Here is a 15,054-nt window from a genome sequence, read left to right on the forward strand (position 1 = left end):
ACACGGATGGATTTCGTTTCCCTGCTCGACCAGCACGCCCGCACCCAGCCTGACCACGAATGCCTGCGCGCCGCAGGCCGCGCCTGGACCTACGCCGAATTCGCCGAGCTCTCGCGCCGCGCCGCCACCGTGCTGCGCGACCAGGGCGTGGGCTCCGGCGACAAGGTCGCGCTGCTGTGCTTCAACACGGTCGGCTTCGTCGCCGCGATGTTCGGCGCCTGGCGCCTCGGCGCGGCGGTGGTGCCGGTCAACCACAAGCTGCAGGCACCGGAGATCGACTACGTGCTGGCCCACGCCGGCGTGCGCCTGTGCGTGGCCGACGGCACGCTCGCCACGCAGGTCGCCGCGCGCATCGCGCACCGCTGCGACTGGCTCGCGACCGACAGCGCCGCCGATGGCCTGCCGATGTTCGACGACCTGATGGCGCAAGCCGCGCCGCTGGGCGACGACGCGCCGGCGCCCGGCACCGACACGCTGGCCCAGGTGCTCTACACCTCGGGCACCACGGGCAAGCCCAAGGGCTGCCTGCACAGCCACCGCAACGTGTTCATGGCCGCGGTGTGCACGGCGGCGGGCATGTCGCTGTCGCGCAACGAGCGCACGCTGGTCGCGATGCCGGTGTGGCATTCGTCGCCGCTCAACAACTGGCTGCTGGGCACGCTGCTCATGGGCGGCACCGTCGTGCTGCTGCGCGAGTACGCGCCCAAGGCCTTTCTCGACACGCTGGCCGAGGAGCGCATCACCTTCACCTTCGGCGCGCCCATCGCCTTCCTGGCACCGCTGTCGGTGGTGCCCGACGTGCAGCGCTACGACTTCAGCGCGATGCGCCTGTGGGCCTACGGCGGCGGCCCGCTCGGCGCCGACATGGCACGCAAGCTGGCCCACAGCTACCGCAGCGACCGCTTCGTGCAGGTCTACGGCATGACCGAATCGGGCCCACTGGGCACGGTGCTCTACCCGGAAGACGCGATCGCCAAGGCCGGCTCGATCGGCCGCGCGGGCGTGCCCGGCGTGGCGATCGAGGTGCGCCACCCCGACGGCCGGCGCTGCGGCGCAGGCGAGGTCGGCGAGATCCACCTGCGTTCGCCGGCCGTGATGCAGGGCTACCTCGACAACCCGCAGGCGAGCGCCGAGGCCTTCGACGCGCAAGGCTGGTACCGCACGGGTGACCTCGCGCGGGTGGACGAGGACGGCTTCCTGTTCATCGTCGACCGGCTGCGCGACATGATCATCACGGGCGGCGAGAACGTCTATTCGAAGGAAGTGGAAGACGCGCTGGGCGCCCACCCCGACGTGCAGGACGTGGCCGTCATCGGCCGCCCACACCCCGAGTGGGGCGAGACCGTGACGGCGGTGCTGGTGGCGCGCGGCGGGCGCGCGCTCGAGGCACGCGAGCTGGTGCGTTTTCTCGAAGACCGGCTGGCGCGCTACAAGATTCCGCGCATCTTCGAAGTGCGCGAGAGCCTGCCGCGCACGGCGACGGGCAAGCTGCTGAAGCACCTGTTGCGCGACACGGCGTGAGCGTTGGGCAGTGCAGTCGTTGATCGACCGGCACAACGACAGCGCTCAGCGGGCGCAGGACACTGGGTGCTTCCCGCAGCGAAATCAAGGAGGAGGCCGAAGGCCGGGGGACATTCGCGGAGGGAAGTACCCGGTGGCCTGTGCACGCGCCCCGAACAACAGCCGTCAGCGCCGCAACAACGCCTGCCGCAGCAACCGCGCCGCCCGGTTGCGAATGCGCCCCTGCATCTCGCGCATGCTGGTGCGCGGTGCCACGCGGGCGGTGGCGCAGGCCCACAGGAAGTCGTGCAGGATCGGTGTGTCGTCCACGGTCTCGGTGCTGCCGTACTTGTGGAACTCGGGGTGCCACTGGGTCGCCGCGATGTAGCCGCGCCCCTTCTCGGGCCGGCGGCGAATCGCCTCGGGCACGCGGTCGGGCAGACTCCAGGCCTCGACCTCGAAGCCGGGCGCGAGCCCCTTGATGCCCTGGTGGTGGATGCTGTTGACGCGCGCCGTGCGCACCTCGGGGTACAGCTTCGCTAGGCGCGTGCCTTCGACGATCTCGATCTGGTGGAAGTTCTGGTCGTAGGTCACCGGGTCGCGGTGGCGCACCGTCTCGGGGTGGCCGTGCTGTTCCTCGATGTCCTGGTAGAGCGTGCCGCCGAAGGCCACGTTGATCAGCTGCAGGCCCCGGCACACGCCGAAGATCGGCTTGCCGGCCTGCTCGAAGGCTTCCACCAGCGCGAGGTCGTACAGGTCGCGGATCTGGTCGCCGATCCAGGCGTCTTTCAGGGGCTCCTCGCCGTAGCTGCCGGGCCAGACATCGGCGCCGCCGTGCATCACCACGCCGTCGAGCCACTCGGCGTAGTGCGAGAGCTTGGTGTCGCCGCGCGCCGTCGCGCCCGTGGGGCAGGGCACCATCACCACCATCGCGCCGGCCGACATGAGCCAGTGGGCGATCGATTGTTCGACGTACTGCAGCGTCTTGTTCGTGAAAAGCGAGCGGGCCGGGTCGGCGTGCGAGAAGCAGGCGGACAAGCCGATCTTGAGCCGGGCGGCGACAGGCTGAGACATGTCGATGGGTTCCCTGTGGACAAAGTTCATTGTGCGCCCATCGAACTTCGGTCGTGTGTCAGCCGAACCCCCGAAGTATGCTGTGCGGCGCATCAGGAGACACGCATGAAGACGATCAAGGGGCCGGGCATTTTCCTGGCCCAGTTCGCGGGCGACACGGCCCCGTTCCATTCGCTCGACGCCATCGCCGGATGGGCCGCGGGCCTCGGCTACAAGGGCGTGCAGATCCCCAGCTGGGACACGCGCCTCATCGACCTGAAGCGCGCCGCCGAGAGCAAGACCTACTGCGACGAGATCAAGGGCCTGCTTGCCGGCCACGGCCTGGAGATCACCGAGCTCTCGACCCACCTGCAGGGCCAGCTGGTCGCGGTGCACCCGGCCTACGACGCGGGCTTCGACGGCTTTGCGGCGCCCGAGGTGCGCGGCAACCCCGTGGCGCGCCAGCAGTGGGCGGTGCAGCAACTGCACCATGCGGCCAAGGCCTCGGCCAACCTCGGGCTCACGGCGCACGCGACCTTCTCGGGCGCGCTGGCCTGGCCGTACCTGTATTCGTGGCCGCCGCGCCCGGCCGGCCTCATCGAGGAGGCCTTCGACGAACTGGCGCGCCGCTGGCGCCCGATCCTCGATGCCTTCGATGCCGTGGGCGTCGACGTGGGCTACGAGATCCATCCCGGCGAAGACCTGCACGACGGCGTGAGCTACGAGATGTTCCTGGAGCGCGTGGGCAACCACCCGCGCGCCCGCCTGCTGTACGACCCGAGCCACTTCGTGCTGCAGCAGCTCGATTACCTGGCCTACATCGACCACTACCACGAGCGCATCAAGCTCTTCCACGTGAAGGACGCCGAGTTCAACCCGACCGGCAAGCAGGGCGTGTACGGCGGCTTCCAGAGCTGGATCAACCGCGCCGGGCGCTTCCGCTCGCTGGGCGACGGGCAGGTCGACTTCAAGGCCATCTTCTCGAAGATGGCGCAGTACGACTTCCCGGGCTGGGCGGTGCTCGAATGGGAGTGCTGCATCAAGCACCCGGAAGACGGCGCGCGCGAAGGCGCCACGTTCATTCGCGACCACATCATCCGCGTGGCCGATCGCGCCTTCGACGACTTCGCGGCCGGTGGGGCGGACGTGGCGGCGAACCGGCGGATGCTCGGGATCTAACTCGTCGAACGGATCGCGTCGTCGAGTATTTCCAGGCCGCGATCGATTTCCGCCGGCTTCACGTTCAGCGGCGGCGCGATGCGCCACACGGCCGCCATGCCGCCGACGGCCACGATGTTCATGCTCAGGCCGCGCGCCATGCAGGCGTCGGTGATGGCCCGGCCGCGCTCGGCGTCGGGTTCGCGGGTCTCGCGGTCCTTCACCAGTTCCACGCCCTGCAGCAGGCCGTGGCCGCGCACGTCGCCGATCACCTCGTGCCGCGCCTTCAGCGTGGCCAGGCCCCGGCTCAGCCGCTCGCCCATGGCGGCGGCGCGCTGGTTGAGCCCTTCTTCCTCGAGCACGTCGAGCACCGCCAGACCGACCTCGGCCGGCAGCGGGTCGGACACGTGCGAGGTGACGTGCACGAAGCCCTTCTCGTGGCAGTCCTGCTCGATCGCCTCGCTGGTGACCGTGGCACCGATCGCCAGGCCGCCGCCCAGCGTCTTCGAGACGGTGAGGAAGTCGGGCACCACGCCCGCCTGCTCGAACGCGAAATTGCTGCCCAGGCGGCCGAAGGCGGTCTGCGCTTCGTCCAGGATGAGCAGCATGCCGCGCTCGCGGCACTTGGCCTGCAGCTTCGGGAAGTAGCCGGCGGGCGGCACGATCACGCCGCCCGAACTCAGCACTGGCTCGGCAATGAAGGCCGCGAGCGAGCCGCTGGACTGCGCATCGACCATGTCGAAGCCGACATCGAGGCAGGCGGTGTCGCAGGCGTCGCGGCAATGGCGGATGGGGCAGCGGTAGCAGTTCGGCGCGGGGATCGACATGGTGCCGGGCTTGCGCGGCCCGTAGTCGACGTGGTGCCGGCCGGCGAAGGTGAGCGCAGCCATGCCGCCGTTCACGCCGTGCCAGCCGCCGTTCAGGCCCACGATCTCGTAGCGGCCGGTGGTCACGCGGGCCATGCGTGCGGCGGCCTCGTTGGCCTCGCCGCCGGTGGACAGGAACAGCGATTTCGACAGCGACGGCGGCAGCATCGCCGCCAGCCGCCCGGCCAGCGCCGGCACGGCCGGCCCGACGAAGCCGCTGTACAGGTGCAGCGCGCCTTCGCAGGCCTTCTCGATCGCCGCGACGATGCGCGGGTGGTTGTGGCCGATGGTGGCGCACATCTGGCCCGAGGTGAAGTCGAGGATCTCGCGCCCGCTCGCATCCCACAGCGTGGCGCCGCGCGCCTTGACGATGACATGCGGGCTCAGCCCCATGCCGTAGCGCACGAGGTGCTTGCTGACCACGGGGTCGTAGGTTGCGCCTTCGGCCATCGGATGCTCCTTGTTCGTCGGGGGAGCCCCAGCGTAGCCATCGGCCGCGAAATCCGGTGTCGTTGTGCGGGCCCGAAAACGAAGCCGATTGCGCGCACCTTGCGCCACACTGGCGGCACCATGAAAACCGGCACCCTCGATCGCATCGACCAGTGCATCCTGGCCGAACTGCAGGCCGACGCGGGCCTGCAGAACCAGACGCTGGCCGAGCGCGTGAACCTCTCGCCCTCGGCCTGCCTCAAGCGCGTGCAGCGGCTGCGGCGCGCGGGCGTGATCCGCGAGGAGGTGGCGATCCTCGATGCCGCGCGCGTGGGCTTTCCGGTGCTGGTGATCTCGCGCGTGTCGCTGCGCAGCACCACGCGCGAGGCGATCGGGGCCTTCGAGCGCAAGGTGCATGCGCTGCCGCAGGTGCTGCAGTGCCACTGCGTGGCCGGCGAGACCGACTTCGTGCTCGTGATCTGCGCGCGCTCGCTGCCCGACTACCAGGCCTTCGCGCAGGAGCAGCTGGGCGACGCGCTGGAGCTGGAGAACTACTCGAGCGACATCGTGCTGTCGACCACCAAGTTCACGACCCGGCTGCCGCTGGACAGCGCCTGAGCCGGCACGCTACAGCAGGCGCACCAGCCGCCGTATCGCGCCGTCGATCTGCGGCTCCGCGATCAACCCGAAGCCGAAGGCCAGGCCGTTGGGCGCATCGGGCGCCTGCGGATCGGGCGCGAAGCGCGACAGCGGCGGCAGCGTGATGCCGGCCGCCGCGGCACGCTCGACCACCACATGGTCGCGCGCGCCGCCGTGCAGCCAGGCCGACAGGTGCAGGCCGGCATCGGACGGAATCGCCTCCAGCCGGCCCGCGCCGTGGCGCGCCAGCGCGTCGAGCAGGGCGCTGCGCCGTGCGCCGTACAGCTTGCGCATGCGGCGGATGTGGCGCGCCAGGTGCCCCTCGGCAATGAAGGCCGCGAGCGCCTCCTGCCCGAGCACCGGGCCGTGCCAGTCGGCCAGCTCGCGCGCCCGCACCAGCGCCGCGCGGGCCCAAGGCGGCGCCACCACGAAGCCCAGGCGCAGCGCGGGGAACAGGCTCTTGGAGAAGGTGCCGACGTAGAACACCGAGCCGGCGCGGTCGAGCGTCTGCAGCGCGTCGAGCGGACGGCCGGCAAAGCGGAACTCGCTGTCGTAGTCGTCCTCGATGAGCACGGCGTTGCGCGCCCGCGCAAAGGCCAGCAGGGCGGCCCGGCGCGGCGGCGACATCGCCACGCCGGTCGGGAACTGGTGCGAAGGCGTCACGCAGACCACGCGCGCCTCGGGCGGGATGCGGTCCACGCACAGGCCTTCGTCGTCGGTCGGCACCGTGACCACTTTCGCGCCGGCCGCCAGCATGGCCTCGCGCAGCGAGGGGTAGAACAGCTGCTCGACCGCCACCACCGTGCGCCCCGGCACGACGAGGATGCGCGCGAGCAGCCCGAAGGCCTGCTGCGCGCCGGCCGTGACCACGATGTCGTCGGCCGTGCAGCCGACCGCGCGCGTGAACGACACGTGCGCCGCGATCGCCTCGCGCAGGGCGCCCTGGCCCTGCGGGTCGGCGTAGTCGGCGGTCTGGCGCGCCACGCGGCGCAGCGCGCGGTCGGACAGGCGGCGCCAGATGTCGAACGGAAAGGCGCCGACGTCGGGCAGGCCGACGCGGAAGTCGTCGCGCGCGGCCCGCGGCTGCAGCGTGGGGGCGAGGTCGGCGCCAGGCACGTTCAGCGGCACCAGCCGCGGATCGCGCCGGGGCGCGACGTTGGCGTCTTTCGGCGCGGTCCGGCCGCGTCGCAGCGCGGGCAGCGTGTCGGCCACGAAGGTGCCGGAGCCCGGGCGCGCCAGCAGGTAGCCCTCGCTCAGCAGCAGGTCGTAGGCCGCCAGCATGGTGTTGCGCGACACACCCAGCCGCTGCGCCAGCGCGCGCGTGGCGGGCAGGCGCGCGCCGGGCTGCAGCCGGCCATCGAGGATGGCGTCGCGCAGCTGGCGGTGCAGCGCGCGCAGCAGGTCGCGCGAACCGGCGGCCGGCATGCGCAGGGCAAGCTCGAAAAGTGGCTCCATGATCTTTGCCGATTGTGGTTCTTTTGAAGAGCCGCCTGCAATCCTATTCTGGAGGCCTTGGAACACCCACATGGAGTCCTTCACCATGCACACCGCTCCTGAAACCTCACAGCGACCGCCCGCCGAACGCCTGCCCCTGGGCCTGGCCTGGCTCGCGCTGGGCGCCTTCGCCATCGGCACCGAAAGCTTCATGGTCGCCGGCCTGCTGCCGGTGCTGGCGGCCGACCTGCAGGTCAGCGCCGCACGGGCCGGCCAGCTGGTGCTGCTGTTCGCGCTGAGCTATGCGATCGGCTCGCCGCTGATGGCCGCGCTGCTCGCGCGCTTCGGGCGCCGCCCGCTGCTCATCGCCAGCCTGGCGACCTTCGCGGGCCTCACGGCGGCGGCCTCGATGGCGCACGGCATCGCGCAGCTGGCCCTGGCGCGCGTCGCGCTCGGGCTGGTGGCGGGCGTGTTCCTGCCGACGGCCAGCGCGGTGGCGGCGGCGATGGTGTCGCCCGCGCTGCGCGGGCGGGCGCTGGCCATCGTGACCGGCGGCGGCACCGTGGCGGTGGCGCTCGGCGTGCCGCTGGGCGCCTGGATCGCGGGCTGGGGCGGCTGGCGCACGGCCTACCTGCTGATCGCCGCGGTGGCGGCGCTGGCCACCTGGGGCCTGTTCGTGGGGCTGCCGCGCACGCTGGCGCAGGCCCCCACTGACGCGGCCCCGCGCACCTCGGCCTTCGCCGTGGCGCGCGAGCCCGGCGTGGCGCCGGCGCTGCTGGCCACCGTGCTGTGGGCCACGGGCGGCTTCAGCTTCTACACCTACATCGCGCTGTTCCTCGGGCACACGCTGGGCTTCGGGGCCGAGGGCGTGGGCGCGGTGTTCTTCGCGATCGGCGTGGCCGCCGCGCTGGGCACCGCGACCGGCGGCTGGGCCACCGACCGTTTCGGCGCCGACCGCATGGCGCGGGGCTTCGCGCTCGCGCTGGTGGTGATCATGGGCGGGCTCTCGTTCGCCGCGCAGATGCTGCCGCGCGGGCTGGCGCTGCCGCTGATCGTGGGCCTGTCGGCGCTGTGGGGCTTCGCCGGCTGGGGCTTCGGCCCGGCGCAGGCGGTGCGGCTGATCCGCCTGGCACCCGAGCGCGCACCGATGACGCTGTCGCTCAACGCCTCGGCGGTCTACCTGGGCATCGCGGCGGGCTCGGGGCTGGGCGGCGCGACCATCGCGTGGTTCGGCGTGAGCGCGGTGGGCTGGGTGGGCGCCGCCGCCCAGCTGGCGGGGCTGGTGCTGCTGTGGCGCGCGGCGCGGCGGGCCCAGTCGGCGGCGCCTGCGGCATCGACGGCGCCGGCCTGCGCCTGATCCAGCGGCGGGTTGCTATATTTTCAATAGCTGACTTGGCAGAATGGACGGCCCTTCGGGGCCTTTTTCATGCGGGCGTTGTTTTTAAGACAAGCAACTGTCATGCCCTGCAAGCTATAATGTCGGGTTCGTTTCGATACCACGACGAAGAATTTCGTCACCCCCGCCGGCCGATCTGCGTTGCCATCTGAATCCGGGTTCCAGGATTCATCAGGCTTCTCGTTTCCAGCCCTCGGGCCACGCCGGCTTTCACAGTGTGTTGGAGCGCCAGACCGGGCGCCCATGAATGCCACCACTGCCTTCGTTCCTGTTGAAGCGAATCGCGCGTGCGGCGCGTCCGTTCTCACTAATTTTTCGGCATTGCGCGCCCCGCACCGGCACGCAGCGCCCCAGGCTTCATGGACACTTTAGCAACAGCATCGCGGTGGGCAGGTTTCTGCTTCCCGCACCGCAACGACAGATTCCTGGACGCCGGCTGACCCGCCGGCCGACTGAAACCAACACGCCCATCTTCATCTCCAACACACATCGAACGATTCAGAGGTAATCACACATGCCCAAGGAAGAACTGATCGAAATGAACGGCGCAGTGACCGAAGTCCTGCCCGACTCGCGCTACCGCGTCACGCTCGACAACGGCCACCAGCTGATCGCCTACAGCGGCGGCAAGATGCGCAAGCACCACATCCGCATCCTGGCCGGCGACAAGGTCTCGCTCGAGCTGTCGCCCTACGACCTGACCAAGGGCCGCATCACGTTCCGCCACCTGGAACGCCGCGGCCCCCCGCCGACCAACTCGGGCAACAACACGCCCCGCCGCTGAGCGACGCCCGGCCGGCCTTGCAGAGCGCCCTCCCGGAGGGGGCCCTGCAAGGCCTTTGTCTTTTCCGGGCCGTCACTTTTTTCCCTTTGCGTTTTCCTGTCTGTCTGTCTCCGGCTGCCGAACGATGAACTCCACCACCTCCCCAGCCGGCGGCCTCCAGGCCGAACCCCACGGCTTTGCCACGCTGGCGCTGTCGCCCCAGATGCTGGCCAACCTCACCCAGCTCGGCTACACGCAGATGACGGCCATCCAGGCCGCCGCGCTGCCGCCCGCCTTGCTCGGCAAGGACCTGATCGCCCAGGCCAAGACGGGCAGCGGCAAGACCGCCGCCTTCGCGCTGGCGCTGCTGTCCAACCTGAACCCGCGCCGCTTCGCCATCCAGGCGATGGTGCTGTGCCCCACGCGCGAGCTGGCCGACCAGGTCACGACCGAGATCCGCCGCCTGGCGCGCGCCGAAGAAAACATCAAGGTCGTCACGCTGTGCGGCGGCGTCGCGCTGCGCGGGCAGATCGCCAGCCTCGAGCACGGCGCGCACATCGTGGTGGGCACACCGGGCCGCATCATGGACCACCTGGAGCGCGAGAACCTCGACCTCTCGGCACTCAACACGCTGGTGCTCGACGAGGCCGACCGCATGCTCGACATGGGCTTCTTCGACGACATCGTGAAGGTGGCGCGCCAATGCCCCAAGGAACGCCAGACGCTGCTGTTCTCGGCCACCTACCCCGAAGGCATCGCCAAGCTCGCGCAGCAGTTCATGAAGAACCCCGAGCAGATCACGGTGCAGGCCCAGCATGAAGGCAGCAAGATCCGCCAGCGCTGGTACCAGGTGAAAGACAGCGAGCGGCTGCACGCCGTGAGCCTGCTGCTGGACCATTTCCGTCCCGTGAGCACGCTGGCCTTCTGCAACACCAAGCAGCAGTGCCGCGACCTCGTCGACGTGCTGCAGGCGCAGGGCTTCAGCGCGATGGCGCTGTTCGGCGAGCTGGAGCAGCGCGAGCGCGACCAGGTGCTGGTGCAGTTCGCCAACCGCAGCTGCTCGGTGCTGGTGGCCACCGACGTGGCGGCGCGCGGCCTGGACATCGCGCAGCTCGAAGCCGTGATCAACGTCGACGTGACGCCCGATTCCGAAATCCACATCCACCGCGTGGGCCGCACCGGCCGCGTGGGCCAGCAGGGCGGCTCGGAAGGCCTGGCGCTGAACCTGGCCAGCATGAACGAGATGGGCTTCGTCGGGAAGATCGAACAGCTGCAGGGCCGCGAGTCCGAATGGCACCCGCTCGCCGAGCTCACGCCCGCCAAGGGCGCACCGCTCACGCCGCCCATGGCCACGCTGCAGATCGTGGGCGGGCGCAAGGAAAAGATCCGCGCCGGCGACGTGCTGGGCGCGCTGACCGGCGACTGCGGCTACACCAAGGACCAGGTCGGCAAGATCAACGTCAACGAGTTCTCGACCTATGTCGCGGTGGACCGCGGCATTGCCGAAGAAGCCGCCCGCAAGCTCGGCAACGGCCGCGTGAAGGGCAAGAGCGTCAAGGTGCGCCTGCTGACACCGCAGTCGACCTGACATCCCTCCCATGCTCCTGTTTGGGCGCTTGGCAGACGAAATCTGCCGATGTGGCCTAATCGGGGGTCGAACATCTTTTTTATCCGAGCTTTCCATGCCCAAGAAAATCCGTACCGAAGCCGACCGTCTTGCCAGCCCGAAGCCGACGCCCATGCCCGGCTACACCGTGCCGCGCAACGGTGGCGGCCAGAAGATCAGCCTCGAGCGCGGCACCGCCACGCGCAGCAAGAAGAACCCGGGCAAGCGCCCGAGCAAGGGCGGCTGATCCAGCCCCCGCGGCTCTTTCTTCGGAGCCACGACGAACGCGCCCCCGGGCGCGTTTTGTCATTAGGGCCTGCCCTGCATCACGCGCCGCCATGTCCGACGACAACCAGATCTACATCCCGCCCTCGTTCTTCGCGGTCTACAGCGACGCGCGCCAGCGCCTGCGCGAACCGATCGACGTGGTGCGCGCACGCTACGAAATCTGCGAAGACCTCGCCGGCCACCTCGTGGGCCATGCGCAGATCCAGCACCACACCGAGGTGCCGGTCGAAAGCGAGATCCTGCGGCGCATCCACGCCGGGCTGGCCACGCCGGAATCGGGCGTGTCGGTGCCCGAGGCCGGCTGGATCGTGCAGCGGCTGGCCGAGCTGCTGGGGTGGGAAGCGCCCGAGATCGCCGAGCCGGCGGGCGACTAGCCCCCGCGCACCTCACCGCGCCGCGAACCGCTCCAGCAGGAAGTCGACAAAGGCCCGCGTCTTCGCCGCCAGGTGACGCGAGGGGTACACGGCGTACACCGGCGTGCGGTCGGCCTCCCAGTCGGCGAGCACGGCTTCGAGCCGGCCCGCCGCCAGCTCCTGCTCGACATAGATGCGCGGCACCAGGCTCAGGCCGAAGCCGGCGAGCAGCGCGTCGCGCACGGCGATGCTGGAGCTGACCTTGTAGCGCCCGTCGATGGGCACCGCCACGCTGCGCCCGGCGCGGCGGAAGGTCCATTTGTTCGCATGGCCCGACAGCGTGAACTGCACGCACTCGTGGGCCTTCAGGTCTTCCGGCGCGGCGGGCCGGCCGTGGGCCGCGAAGTAGCCGGGCGCGCCGCACAGCACGTGGGTCATGGTCATGAGCTCGCGCGCGACCAGGCTCGAATCTTCCAGCCGGTCGCTGCCGCGGATCGCGAGGTCGTAGCCTTCGCCGATGAGGTGGATGCGGGTGTCCTGCAGGTTCAGCTCGAGCCGCAGGTTGGGGTGGCGCGCCAGGAAGGCGGGGATGTGCGGCGAGATGCAGGTCAGCGCGAAGGTCAGCGGCGCGCTCACGCGCAGCACGCCGCCCGGGCTCGCCCCCACGGGCGCCAGCGCAGCGTCGGCCTCGTCCAGGTCGTCGAGGATGCGCGCGAGCCGCTCCACGTAGGCCGCGCCGGCCTCGGTGAGGCTCATGCTGCGCGTGGTGCGGTTGATCAGCCGCACCTTCAGGTGCGCCTCCAGCTCGGCGATGTTCTTGCTGACGGCCGCCGCCGACAGCCCCAGCTGCCGCGCGGCGCCGGCGAAGCTGCCCGCCGCGGCGGTGGTGCGAAAGACCTTGAGGGCGGTGAGATGGTCCATGGGCCGGCGCTCGATTGACGACTGTCAGTAAAGAATCAATTCATTATTCGAGCATTCACAACCACGGGTCAACGCCCTAGATTCGAGCCATGACCTCCCGCACCACCGACCTCCTGCTCACCGCGATCGCGCCCGCGGTCTGGGGCAGCACCTACATCGTGACCACCGAGCTGCTGCCGGCGAACTACCCGCTGACGGTGGCGCTGCTGCGCGCGTTGCCGGCGGGCCTGCTGCTGATGCTCATCGTGCGCCAGCTGCCGCCCCGGGCGTGGTGGGGGCGCATCCTGCTGCTGGGGGCGCTGAACTTCTCGGTGCTGTGGGCGATGCTGTTCCTGGCCGCCTACCGGCTGCCGGGCGGCGTGGCGGCCACCATCACCTCGGTGCAGCCGCTGTTCGTGGTGTTCCTCGCCGGCCTGCTGCTGGGCGCGCCGGTGCGCGCGCTGTCGGTGGCGGCGGCCGTGATCGGCATGGGCGGGGTGGCGCTGCTGGTGCTCACGCCGAACGCCACGCTCGACGCGCTGGGCATCGCCGCGGCGCTCGCGGCGGCGGTGTCGATGGCCTTCGGCACGGTGCTCAGCCGCCGCTGGCAGCCGCCGGTGTCGGCGCTGACCTTCACGGCCTGGCAGCTGACGGCCGGCGGCCTGCTGCTGCTGCCGGTGGCGCTGTGGCTGGAACCGCCGCTGCCCGCGCTCACGGCGATGAACTGGGTCGGCTTCGCCTGGCTCGGCCTGGTCGGCGCCGCGCTCACCTACATCGTGTGGTTCCGCGGCGTGGCCCGGCTGGAGCCCTCGGCGATCGCGCCGCTGGCCTTCCTGAGCCCGGTGACGGCCGTGATCCTGGGCTGGGCCTTGCTGGGCCAGAGCCTCTCGGGCTGGCAGATGGCGGGCATCGGCATCGTGATCGCGAGCATCTGGCTGAGCCAGCAGGCGCAGCGCGGTGCGCAGCCGGTGCCGGCGGTGCAGCCCGCACCGAGTCGTTGAGGTTTCAGCCCACAGGCGCGGCGCGGCGCAGCAGCTGCAGGTAGCCGGGCTGCACTTCCATGCGCGCGGTCGCGCCCTGGCGCTGCAGCAGGCGGTGCGCCTTCGGCAGCGCCCAGCAGGGCAGGTTGGTGAACATGTGGTGCTCGCAGTGGTAGTTGACCCAGTAGGGCGCCACGAAGATGCGTTCGAGCCAGCCGGCGTGCGTGGTGCGCGCCTGGCGCAGCGGATCGGCCTCGTTCTGCGCCACCAGCGCATGCTCGGCAATGTTGCGCACGCGGCTCACGAGCGGCAGCCAGGTCGCCATCGGCAGCAGCCACATCAGCACCCAGGCCCACCAGAAGCCCGCCACGGCGAAGGCCAGCAGGCCCAGGCCGTTGCCGATGAGAAAACGCCTGTCCTTCGCCAGCTCGCGCCCGAACACGCGCAACGCCGATTCGCCCGGTGCACGTTGACGAATGCCGTCGGCGATGTGGCCGAAGCGCTGCTTGTAGAAAGTCTGACCGCTCAGGTCGCGCACGACCTTGCGCCACATCGAGTCGCGCGAGATCGGGAAGGGCGCCGACAGCACGAGGTCGGGGTCTTCGGTCTGCTGCACGAAGCGGTGGTGCTGCAGGTGGTACGGCCGGTAGTCGCGCAGCGTGGGCGAGCACAGCCAGTAGCCGACCCAGTCGTTCACCTTGCGATTGCGGTGCAGCCCCGCGTGCGCGGCGTCGTGCATGAGGATGAACAGGCCCAGCTGGCGCGTGCCGATGATCGGCACCATGAGCGGAATCGTCCACGGCCACACGATGCCCACGAGCATCGCGGCACCGATCACGCCCCAGCAGTGCGCCACCAGCCACAGGCCCCGCCAGGACGAGCGCGCGGTGAGCGATTGCCACTCGTCGGGGGTGAAGAAGTCTTCGGGTCGAGCGCGGGGTGCAGCGGCCATCGGGCCAGTATGCGGCGAAGGCGCCGGCAGATCACGCGTAGTTCCCCGGTGTGGGCGCCTGCGGGCGAGGCCCTTCGGCCTACTTGTCGATGATTTTCCGGGCGAAGACTTCGAGGTAGTCCATGAGCCGCTCGGCGCCCGCGATGGCCGCGGCCTCGTCGCCGGTGGCGATGCCTTGGGCCAGTTCGAGGTGCGCGTTGGCGCCTTCGACGATCTCGCCCTCGTGCTGGTAGGCGTACCAGAAGCGGCGGCACTGCACGATCAGCGGCACCACCGCCTTCACCGCCGAGTCGTTGTGGCTCGCGTGGTGGGTGACGAGGTCGAGCGCGCGGTCGGCCTGCATGTAGTCGTTCAGGTCGCCGCGGCCCGCGGCCTCGACCATGGCCTCGGCGCAGCGCACGATGGCCTGGCGCTGCGGCGCGGTGGCGCGGCGCGCGGCGCAGGCGGCAATCAGCTGCTCGAGCACGCGGCGGGTCTGGATCACGTCGAGGTGGTCGGCCAGGTCGATGGTCGACACCAGCAGGCCGCGGCGCGGCTGCTGCACGATGAGGCCGATCGACACCATGCGCATCAGCGCCTCGCGCACCGGCGTGCGGCCCAGGCCCGTGCGCTCGGCCAGCTCGGCCTCGACGATCTGGCTGCCGGGCTCCAGCTGCATGGTGGACAGCAGCGCCTCGATGGCGTCGTAGGCCAGATCGGCCGCGCGGCGCTTGGGCGGGGGTCGGGGAGCGGTCTTC

General features: G+C 70.6%; 15 protein-coding genes. 9 read left to right on the forward strand and 6 right to left on the reverse strand.

Features of this window, described 5'->3' with window-relative positions; genetic code table 11:
• Nucleotides 1-6 precede the first annotated feature (6 nt).
• Nucleotides 7-1,521, forward strand: coding sequence for a class I adenylate-forming enzyme family protein (locus AC07Y4_RS27650; protein WP_487847667.1), 1,515 nt, complete (start codon nucleotides 7-9; stop codon nucleotides 1,519-1,521).
• 165 nt (nucleotides 1,522-1,686) lie between these two features.
• On the opposite strand, the gene AC07Y4_RS27655 is transcribed toward AC07Y4_RS27650, so the two are convergent.
• Complete coding sequence (locus AC07Y4_RS27655) at nucleotides 1,687-2,574, reverse strand: gamma-glutamyl-gamma-aminobutyrate hydrolase family protein (protein WP_487847668.1); 888 nt, start codon at nucleotides 2,572-2,574, stop codon at nucleotides 1,687-1,689.
• Between the two features lie 105 nt (nucleotides 2,575-2,679).
• Here AC07Y4_RS27655 and AC07Y4_RS27660 point away from each other — a divergent pair, with 105 nt between their 5' ends.
• Nucleotides 2,680-3,732 (forward strand): sugar phosphate isomerase/epimerase family protein, encoded by a 1,053-nt coding sequence (locus AC07Y4_RS27660; protein ID WP_495275402.1) that lies wholly within the window; start codon nucleotides 2,680-2,682, stop codon nucleotides 3,730-3,732.
• On the opposite strand, the gene AC07Y4_RS27665 is transcribed toward AC07Y4_RS27660, so the two are convergent.
• Nucleotides 3,729-5,027 (reverse strand): aspartate aminotransferase family protein, encoded by a 1,299-nt coding sequence (locus AC07Y4_RS27665; protein ID WP_487847670.1) that lies wholly within the window; start codon nucleotides 5,025-5,027, stop codon nucleotides 3,729-3,731. The two genes, AC07Y4_RS27660 and AC07Y4_RS27665, sit on opposite strands and share 4 nt — an antisense overlap.
• A 120-nt stretch (nucleotides 5,028-5,147) precedes the next feature.
• Between AC07Y4_RS27665 and AC07Y4_RS27670 the strand changes: the two genes are divergently transcribed.
• Nucleotides 5,148-5,624 (forward strand): Lrp/AsnC family transcriptional regulator, encoded by a 477-nt coding sequence (locus AC07Y4_RS27670; RefSeq protein ID WP_159274176.1) that lies wholly within the window; start codon nucleotides 5,148-5,150, stop codon nucleotides 5,622-5,624.
• A 9-nt stretch (nucleotides 5,625-5,633) separates the two neighbouring features.
• On the opposite strand, the gene pdxR is transcribed toward AC07Y4_RS27670, so the two are convergent.
• Nucleotides 5,634-7,100 carry a MocR-like pyridoxine biosynthesis transcription factor PdxR gene (gene pdxR / locus AC07Y4_RS27675; protein ID WP_487847671.1) on the reverse strand — a complete coding sequence of 489 codons (1,467 nt, stop codon included), beginning with the start codon at nucleotides 7,098-7,100 and terminating at the stop codon, nucleotides 5,634-5,636.
• Between the two features lie 85 nt (nucleotides 7,101-7,185).
• Between pdxR and AC07Y4_RS27680 the strand changes: the two genes are divergently transcribed.
• From AC07Y4_RS27680 to AC07Y4_RS27700, 5 genes are all read left to right on the forward strand, one after another.
• Entirely contained in the window at nucleotides 7,186-8,436 is a 1,251-nt protein-coding gene (locus AC07Y4_RS27680; protein WP_487847672.1) for an MFS transporter, read from the forward strand.
• A gap of 553 nt (nucleotides 8,437-8,989) precedes the next feature.
• Nucleotides 8,990-9,259, forward strand: a complete 270-nt coding sequence (gene infA, locus AC07Y4_RS27685; protein WP_062482563.1) for a translation initiation factor IF-1 — start codon at nucleotides 8,990-8,992, stop codon at nucleotides 9,257-9,259.
• Between the two features lie 124 nt (nucleotides 9,260-9,383).
• Entirely contained in the window at nucleotides 9,384-10,826 is a 1,443-nt protein-coding gene (dbpA, locus tag AC07Y4_RS27690) for an ATP-dependent RNA helicase DbpA (protein WP_062482564.1), read from the forward strand.
• Nucleotides 10,827-10,920: 94 nt separating this feature from the next.
• On the forward strand, nucleotides 10,921-11,091 hold the full coding sequence (locus AC07Y4_RS27695) for a hypothetical protein (RefSeq protein WP_167395080.1): 171 nt from the start codon (nucleotides 10,921-10,923) through the stop codon (nucleotides 11,089-11,091).
• Nucleotides 11,092-11,182: 91 nt separating this feature from the next.
• A complete protein-coding gene (locus tag AC07Y4_RS27700; protein WP_095747332.1) occupies nucleotides 11,183-11,506 on the forward strand; it encodes a hypothetical protein in 324 nt (107 codons plus the stop codon).
• Between the two features lie 12 nt (nucleotides 11,507-11,518).
• Here AC07Y4_RS27700 and AC07Y4_RS27705 read toward each other — a convergent pair whose 3' ends face one another.
• Complete coding sequence (locus AC07Y4_RS27705; RefSeq protein ID WP_495275403.1) at nucleotides 11,519-12,406, reverse strand: LysR family transcriptional regulator; 888 nt, start codon at nucleotides 12,404-12,406, stop codon at nucleotides 11,519-11,521.
• An 89-nt stretch (nucleotides 12,407-12,495) separates the two neighbouring features.
• Between AC07Y4_RS27705 and AC07Y4_RS27710 the strand changes: the two genes are divergently transcribed.
• Nucleotides 12,496-13,386 carry an EamA family transporter gene (locus AC07Y4_RS27710; RefSeq protein WP_095747334.1) on the forward strand — a complete coding sequence of 297 codons (891 nt, stop codon included), beginning with the start codon at nucleotides 12,496-12,498 and terminating at the stop codon, nucleotides 13,384-13,386.
• Nucleotides 13,387-13,390: 4 nt separating this feature from the next.
• Here the strand turns inward: AC07Y4_RS27710 and AC07Y4_RS27715 are convergent, their stop codons facing one another.
• Both AC07Y4_RS27715 and AC07Y4_RS27720 read right to left on the reverse strand, forming a co-directional pair.
• Entirely contained in the window at nucleotides 13,391-14,317 is a 927-nt protein-coding gene (locus AC07Y4_RS27715) for a fatty acid desaturase family protein (RefSeq protein ID WP_487847675.1), read from the reverse strand.
• A gap of 79 nt (nucleotides 14,318-14,396) precedes the next feature.
• A partial coding sequence (locus tag AC07Y4_RS27720; protein WP_495275404.1) for a GntR family transcriptional regulator occupies nucleotides 14,397-15,054 on the reverse strand: 658 nt, incomplete at its 5' end.

It is taken from the genome of Variovorax sp. GW460-12-1-14-LB1, from assembly GCF_059423605.1.

Coding starts and splice junctions, on each gene's coding strand:
- pdxR (WP_487847671.1), bottom strand. CDS start 7,100: ATGGAGCCACTTTTCGAGCTTGCCCTGCGCATGCCGGCCGCCGGTTCG.
- AC07Y4_RS27665 (WP_487847670.1), bottom strand. CDS start 5,027: ATGGCCGAAGGCGCAACCTACGACCCCGTGGTCAGCAAGCACCTCGTG.
- infA (WP_062482563.1), top strand. CDS start 8,990: ATGCCCAAGGAAGAACTGATCGAAATGAACGGCGCAGTGACCGAAGTC.
- AC07Y4_RS27680 (WP_487847672.1), top strand. CDS start 7,186: ATGCACACCGCTCCTGAAACCTCACAGCGACCGCCCGCCGAACGCCTG.
- AC07Y4_RS27700 (WP_095747332.1), top strand. CDS start 11,183: ATGTCCGACGACAACCAGATCTACATCCCGCCCTCGTTCTTCGCGGTC.
- AC07Y4_RS27710 (WP_095747334.1), top strand. CDS start 12,496: ATGACCTCCCGCACCACCGACCTCCTGCTCACCGCGATCGCGCCCGCG.
- AC07Y4_RS27655 (WP_487847668.1), bottom strand. CDS start 2,574: ATGTCTCAGCCTGTCGCCGCCCGGCTCAAGATCGGCTTGTCCGCCTGC.
- AC07Y4_RS27650 (WP_487847667.1), top strand. CDS start 7: ATGGATTTCGTTTCCCTGCTCGACCAGCACGCCCGCACCCAGCCTGAC.
- AC07Y4_RS27670 (WP_159274176.1), top strand. CDS start 5,148: ATGAAAACCGGCACCCTCGATCGCATCGACCAGTGCATCCTGGCCGAA.
- AC07Y4_RS27705 (WP_495275403.1), bottom strand. CDS start 12,406: ATGGACCATCTCACCGCCCTCAAGGTCTTTCGCACCACCGCCGCGGCG.
- dbpA (WP_062482564.1), top strand. CDS start 9,384: ATGAACTCCACCACCTCCCCAGCCGGCGGCCTCCAGGCCGAACCCCAC.
- AC07Y4_RS27695 (WP_167395080.1), top strand. CDS start 10,921: ATGCCCAAGAAAATCCGTACCGAAGCCGACCGTCTTGCCAGCCCGAAG.
- AC07Y4_RS27715 (WP_487847675.1), bottom strand. CDS start 14,317: ATGGCCGCTGCACCCCGCGCTCGACCCGAAGACTTCTTCACCCCCGAC.
- AC07Y4_RS27660 (WP_495275402.1), top strand. CDS start 2,680: ATGAAGACGATCAAGGGGCCGGGCATTTTCCTGGCCCAGTTCGCGGGC.